At 58.4% G+C, this 5,035-nt stretch carries 7 protein-coding genes; 1 reads left to right on the forward strand and 6 read right to left on the reverse strand.

The genetic code is table 11. From position 1 onward, the window contains the following. Window positions 1-184 precede the first annotated feature (184 nt). The 4 genes from yidD to VEZ52_RS06115 all read right to left on the reverse strand — a co-directional run bounded on the left by yidD (window position 185) and on the right by VEZ52_RS06115 (window position 2,042). Window positions 185-448 carry a membrane protein insertion efficiency factor YidD gene (gene yidD, locus VEZ52_RS06100; protein ID WP_022657773.1) on the reverse strand — a complete coding sequence of 88 codons (264 nt, stop codon included), beginning with the start codon at window positions 446-448 and terminating at the stop codon, window positions 185-187. Continuing rightward, window positions 445-837, reverse strand: coding sequence for a ribonuclease P protein component (gene rnpA, locus VEZ52_RS06105; protein WP_022657772.1), 393 nt, complete (start codon window positions 835-837; stop codon window positions 445-447). Before rnpA ends, yidD begins: the two co-directional genes overlap by 4 nt. A gap of 36 nt (window positions 838-873) precedes the next feature. Further along, window positions 874-1,008, reverse strand: a complete 135-nt coding sequence (rpmH, locus tag VEZ52_RS06110) for a 50S ribosomal protein L34 (protein ID WP_022657771.1) — start codon at window positions 1,006-1,008, stop codon at window positions 874-876. A 389-nt stretch (window positions 1,009-1,397) separates the two neighbouring features. Then, complete coding sequence (locus tag VEZ52_RS06115) at window positions 1,398-2,042, reverse strand: hypothetical protein (RefSeq protein ID WP_324836038.1); 645 nt, start codon at window positions 2,040-2,042, stop codon at window positions 1,398-1,400. A 255-nt stretch (window positions 2,043-2,297) separates the two neighbouring features. On the opposite strand from VEZ52_RS06115, the gene thrB reads away from it, so the two are divergent. Next, the gene (gene thrB / locus VEZ52_RS06120; protein WP_324836039.1) at window positions 2,298-2,861 is read left to right on the forward strand and encodes a homoserine kinase; all 564 of its coding nucleotides are present in this window, start codon (window positions 2,298-2,300) and stop codon (window positions 2,859-2,861) included. A gap of 271 nt (window positions 2,862-3,132) precedes the next feature. Here the strand turns inward: thrB and VEZ52_RS06125 are convergent, their stop codons facing one another. Continuing rightward, the gene (locus VEZ52_RS06125) at window positions 3,133-3,714 is read right to left on the reverse strand and encodes a translation initiation factor 2 (RefSeq protein ID WP_324836040.1); all 582 of its coding nucleotides are present in this window, start codon (window positions 3,712-3,714) and stop codon (window positions 3,133-3,135) included. An 83-nt stretch (window positions 3,715-3,797) separates the two neighbouring features. Beyond that, entirely contained in the window at window positions 3,798-4,793 is a 996-nt protein-coding gene (locus VEZ52_RS06130; RefSeq protein WP_291443043.1) for an OmpA family protein, read from the reverse strand. Between the last annotated feature and the right edge of the window lie 242 nt (window positions 4,794-5,035).

Here is a 5,035-nt window from a genome sequence, read left to right on the forward strand (position 1 = left end):
GCGGCCTGCTGGGCCTGTTGCTGCTGGGCAGCCTGCTGCTGCGCCTGCTGTTGCTGGGCAACAATGGCCGGATCAGGCTTGCGGACCCAGCCCATGTACTCGGACACGTAACTCCAGCCCACAATAACGACGAGGCACAAAAGAATGGCGATGATCAGATTTTTTCCGTCTTGCATGAGGGCGTTCACTCCTGGGACAGTGGCGGGACGTCACGGGGACGTCTTGGTGGTGGAACAGGATCATAGCCTGAACCGCCCCAGGGGTGGCAGCGGGCAAGACGCTTGAGCGCAAGCCAGCCGCCCCGGAATATGCCGTGGGTCAAGATGGCCTCTGCGGCATAGGCGGAACAGGTGGGATAAAACCGACAGGCGGGGGGAAGCACTGGCGAGATGCAAAGCTGGTAAACGCGTATGGGTAATATGCACAGATTACGCAGCAAATGACTCATGGCAGCCCATCCAATGCCGGACGGCCCGGCTCGCGCCGAACCACGCGCCGCATCAGCGGCAAAAGCTCGGCGGCTACGCTGGCCAAATCCAGCGCAGCCTCTCCGGCATGCTTTTTAGCAACGGTAACGATGTCAGCTTCTTTGGGCAAATCGCTGCGATGCAGGCGATAAAATTCCCTCAGCAGCCTTTTGACGCGATTGCGCACAACAGCATTGCCTACCTTACGGGAAACAGCCATGCCAGTGCGCGCAGCTAGACCGGGACTATTGCCCGACAGCACAAAAACAAGGAAATGCTCGGTATGCAGACGCCTGCCCCGCTCATAGCACGCTACGAATTCCGCCCTACGGCGTATCCGCAGGTGCTGCGGCAGACCATTCTGATTCATGGGAATACCCATGTAGAACGGGGCAAGCCCGCCCCGCTAGGCGCTCAGAACCTTACGGCCCTTGGCGCGGCGACGACGGATGATGGCGCGCCCGCTGGGGGTGGCCATGCGGGTACGGAACCCGTGAGTGCGGGCCCTTCTGATTTTGCTCGGCTGATATGTTCTTTTCATGGCAGACTCCTTAAAAAATTTCCGGCAGGGCCTTGGGCCGACCACCGGAGCGATGCGGCACGCCGGGCCTGAGCGGTTTTGGGGCTACCCCCCGGCTTTTAAGCGCGGAAGGGCAGCATTGCCCTGGCGTTAAAATATATGGAAGAAGCTACATACACGCCAGCACGGTCTCCGTCAAGCGCCAGATTCCCCATACGACGCGCGACTACAATGCCCTTGTTGCAAACATGCCGCAAGAGTAACCGTGCCACGCTCAAAAAAAAATCTGATCACGGCGCGTCCGCGCATTTTTTTTAGCGGATACTACAAAGCGGCCCAGGCGGCTCGTGCGGCAAACATGGTTCGCGTGCACTGTCAGCCCGAACCAGGATACCCCACATCTCAAGGCCTTAAGGCCGGGCGTTGGCCCTCGGCAGCACATCATCCGCTGAAAATGCCGGTGGCGCCGCCACATCCGGCATGGCCCCGCTGCCTGCACCGCCAATACTGCCCACGGACGATGCCGCTGCCGACGAATACGGCATGGGCGCAGAACTCGGCGCTGGCACAGCATTGGCCGTTTTGGCCGGGCCAGTGGCAGAAGCGCCAGACTTGGCCTGCGCTGGAGCAGCGTTGCTCAGCGGCGGGATGGCGCTGCTGCTGACAGGCGCTGGAAGAGATGTTTTGCCCACCCCCTTGGGTGCCGGAGATGTGGCGGACTGCGGGGCAGCCTTTGAAACCTTGACCTTGCGCTTTGCCTGGCGTACAGGCGCTTTTTTGTCCGCCTGAGGAGTCATGGCCAACTCCGGCACAGCCGCAGGATCCACAAACCGCGCCCCTTCCAGCGCAATCTGCCGGGGCGTCACCAGTGTGTTCCAATACAGCCTCCCGCCTCCGCTGTGCAGCCACACATCGGTAAGATTGGTGGCCCCGGAGGCTGTGTGTGCAGGAACCTGAGGCGGCAGGGGGACGGCCTCCACTGCAATCGCTACGGATACGCGGCAAAGGGGAAACGCCAAAAAAGCAAGCAATAGCATACCAACTGACTTGCGCATAAAACTCACCTCTACTTCGCTTATCGGCCCTGAAGCAAAAAAACTTTAGCCTGTGCGAAAAATGAAGCCCGCAGCAAGGGGGAGAAGGCAGAACGCCTGCGCACCATCAGCCGCTGGTTGGCAAAGCCTGGCGTTGACAGGCAGCGCTGGCTTGGGCACATTCCCACTAACCGATTTACTTTCAGAAATTCCGTTTTCACCGCGCATGACAGCATCGAGGCCATGCGTTTCCATTCAAGCAATTCAGGAGTCCGCATGTCCAGCAAGCCGGATTTAACAGCAGCCCCCGCAATGCCTGCTCCCTGTATAACCCTCATAGGCATGGCCGGAGCGGGGAAATCCACTGTGGGTTCAGCCCTGGCGCAGGAGCTGGGATGGGCTTTTGTTGACAGCGACCACCTGATCGAAGCCGCCTACGGCGCACGCCTGCAAGACATTACCGACACATTGGGCAAGGCAGCCTTTCTGGACACCGAGGGCAAGGTAATCTGCGCCATCAAGGCCAACAGAACAGTCATTGCCACAGGCGGCAGCGTCATCTACCGAGAGGCTGCCATGAGGCATCTGGCTGCGCTTGGGCCTGTTGTCTATATTGATGTGCCCTTTCATCTGATTGAAGAACGCATCGCACGCAATCCCGAACGCGGCATTGCCATGAACCCCGGCGAAAAGCTCAAGGATATTTTTAACGAGCGCAAGGCCCTGTATACATATTATGCAACCCTGCGTTGCCCCGCCGAGGGTAAAAATCCGGCCCAGTGCGCGCGCTGGATTCGCGATCATCTGCCGGAAGACTTTCTGAAAGGCGATGCCGCCTGATCTGGCTCTTCCCGCACCCACCACAGCCAAGGGCAACTCAGCCCCTTTATCCCAATTGCATCGCCAAGGGGCCAGCCCGGGCCACGGATGGCCACGCTGTCTGTGCCGTGGTCACCGCCGCTCGCTTTCCCTGATGCCTCGAAAAAGCAAAAGCGGGGCCGAAACCCCGCTGAAATCTCTTCACGAACGGCGACTCACCGAGCGTGGAACATCCGCTCCGGCAGAACGCAGCTTATGGCAGCGCGCAACCAGAGCGGCGTTACTACTTTTGCTAATACTGCCAGGTCGAACCGTCAAAACGGATCAGTTCGTTGATGTTGCGGGCCTTGACCTGTTCGCAAGAAGCGGTAGACATAGCTTCCTGCCGGGTCTTGCCACGGCAATCCATTACTCTTTCCTGATACCGGATAAAGCCGACATACTGACCAGTGGGGCTGGGGCGCAATTCTGTGGTCACGTTGGAAGAGTCCACATCAATGTAGGTCCCCACGTAATCCTTGCCGTCCTGGCGCACTTCCCTGGAAGACTTGGAAGGCATCACAGTGCGGGCAGCCTGAGCAGCCAGCCTGTTGCCCACCATGGTGAGTTCGGCGGCGACCTGTGCTTCGGTCTTCGCGCCTTTCTTTGTGGCAACGGGCTTAACTTCAGCCGGTTTCTCGGCCTTGGTTTTACCCTTCTTGCCCTTGGCGTCCTTGGCAGGAGCAACAGGGGCCGGGGTCGGTTCAGGGGCTGCGGTCTGTTCCTGCGGCTGAGCGGGCTTTATTTCTTCATCAGTAGAAGAAGAGCCGCCAAACCAGGCGCAACCGCCAGTGGTCAACCCCAACGTGAGAATGAGTGCCAGAATCTTACGCATGTGCCATGCACCTCATAAAAAGCCGGGCGGCATACACCACCCGGCTTTTGCTTTAATTCGACTGACTCGAAGACGCTCCGAGATTACTCGAAGGACACTTCGGTGCGCCGGTTCATGGCGCGACCTTCGTCGGTCTTGTTGTCATACTTGAAGGACTTGCCGCGGCCAATGGCGGTCATGCGGCTGGAGGGGATGCCCTGCTTCACGAGGTAGTTCTTCACGGAGCTGGCGCGTTCCTGCGAAAGCTTCATGTTGTAAGCATCGGAACCCACAAAGTCGGTCCAGCCGGAGAGAACAACGCGCTTGTTGGGGTTGTTCTTGATCAGGGTGGCGGCTTCGTTCAGGATGCCCATGGCCTTGCCGTCAAGAGCATAGGAATTGAAAGCGAAGTGCACGCCGCGCAGCACGATGACGTCTTCGTCCTTGCAGAACACGGAAAGCACAAAGCGTTCAACAGCGGCATCGCTGGTGGCCAGTTCTTCACCACGCACCACAACGGCGTTGGAGTTCAGGGCGCCGATCTTTTTGATGGTGGCTTCACCGTTGGGGGTGTCGGCCAGGGAGATCACATGCACAACCAGGTTGCGCTGGCTGGCGTACATCTGGCTCACAACCTGCACGAGGTCGGTACCGCGGTTGTTGTCGCCGTCGGTCACGAGAATCAGGGCGGCGTCGCGCTTCATGCTGGAGATGAAGGGTTCATACGCCTGCAGGCCGTTACCCATGCTGGTCATGCGGCCAAAAATATCGAAGTTGCTGCTCAGCTTCTTGAGGCCAGCGGCCATGGCGGCGCGATCCCAAGGACCCTGGGCAATGATGGCGCCGTTGGGCGAAAGGGTGTGCAAGCCACCATTGTAGCTCAGAGCGGGGATGGCGGCGTTGATGCGCGTGAGCACATTTTTGGCCACAAGAATCTTGTCCTGCTTCAGCTTGTCGTTCTTCATCATCATGGAACCAGAATAGTCCACTACGAAGTCGAAGCTCTCAATTTTCTTGTTACAAGCCGGAGCGGCCGCAGCGGCCACGGCGTAGCTCAGAACAAGAGCGGCCGCAAGAGCAAGAAGACGAAACGATTTCATACTGCCTCCCAAACGTTGTTAGTGTCGTCGATTACCGTCAACAACAGTAAATCGCGGTGTGCCCGCCACGTTACCGGCTCACTCACAGCCATAGGCCTTGGAGACGGCAACTGCCTTTCACATACCCGCGTTTAGGAAAAACCGCAAGTTGTAAATAGGAAACACTCTTTCGCTTTTTCATCACAGTCCAACTGCAACGTACATCCGATTATTTCCCTTTGTCAGCAAAAATCCGGCGGCTG

Origin of the sequence: Desulfovibrio sp., assembly GCF_035644575.1 — a bacterium.
GTDB lineage: Bacteria > Desulfobacterota > Desulfovibrionia > Desulfovibrionales > Desulfovibrionaceae > Desulfovibrio.

What these genes read in the sequence shown, in the direction of transcription:
- thrB (WP_324836039.1), top strand. Translation starts at nt 2,298, where the DNA reads ATGTCCAGCAAGCCGGATTTAACAGCAGCCCCCGCAATGCCTGCTCCC.
- VEZ52_RS06125 (WP_324836040.1), bottom strand. Translation starts at nt 3,714, where the DNA reads ATGCGTAAGATTCTGGCACTCATTCTCACGTTGGGGTTGACCACTGGC.
- VEZ52_RS06115 (WP_324836038.1), bottom strand. Translation starts at nt 2,042, where the DNA reads ATGCGCAAGTCAGTTGGTATGCTATTGCTTGCTTTTTTGGCGTTTCCC.
- rnpA (WP_022657772.1), bottom strand. Translation starts at nt 837, where the DNA reads ATGAATCAGAATGGTCTGCCGCAGCACCTGCGGATACGCCGTAGGGCG.
- yidD (WP_022657773.1), bottom strand. Translation starts at nt 448, where the DNA reads ATGAGTCATTTGCTGCGTAATCTGTGCATATTACCCATACGCGTTTAC.
- rpmH (WP_022657771.1), bottom strand. Translation starts at nt 1,008, where the DNA reads ATGAAAAGAACATATCAGCCGAGCAAAATCAGAAGGGCCCGCACTCAC.
- VEZ52_RS06130 (WP_291443043.1), bottom strand. Translation starts at nt 4,793, where the DNA reads ATGAAATCGTTTCGTCTTCTTGCTCTTGCGGCCGCTCTTGTTCTGAGC.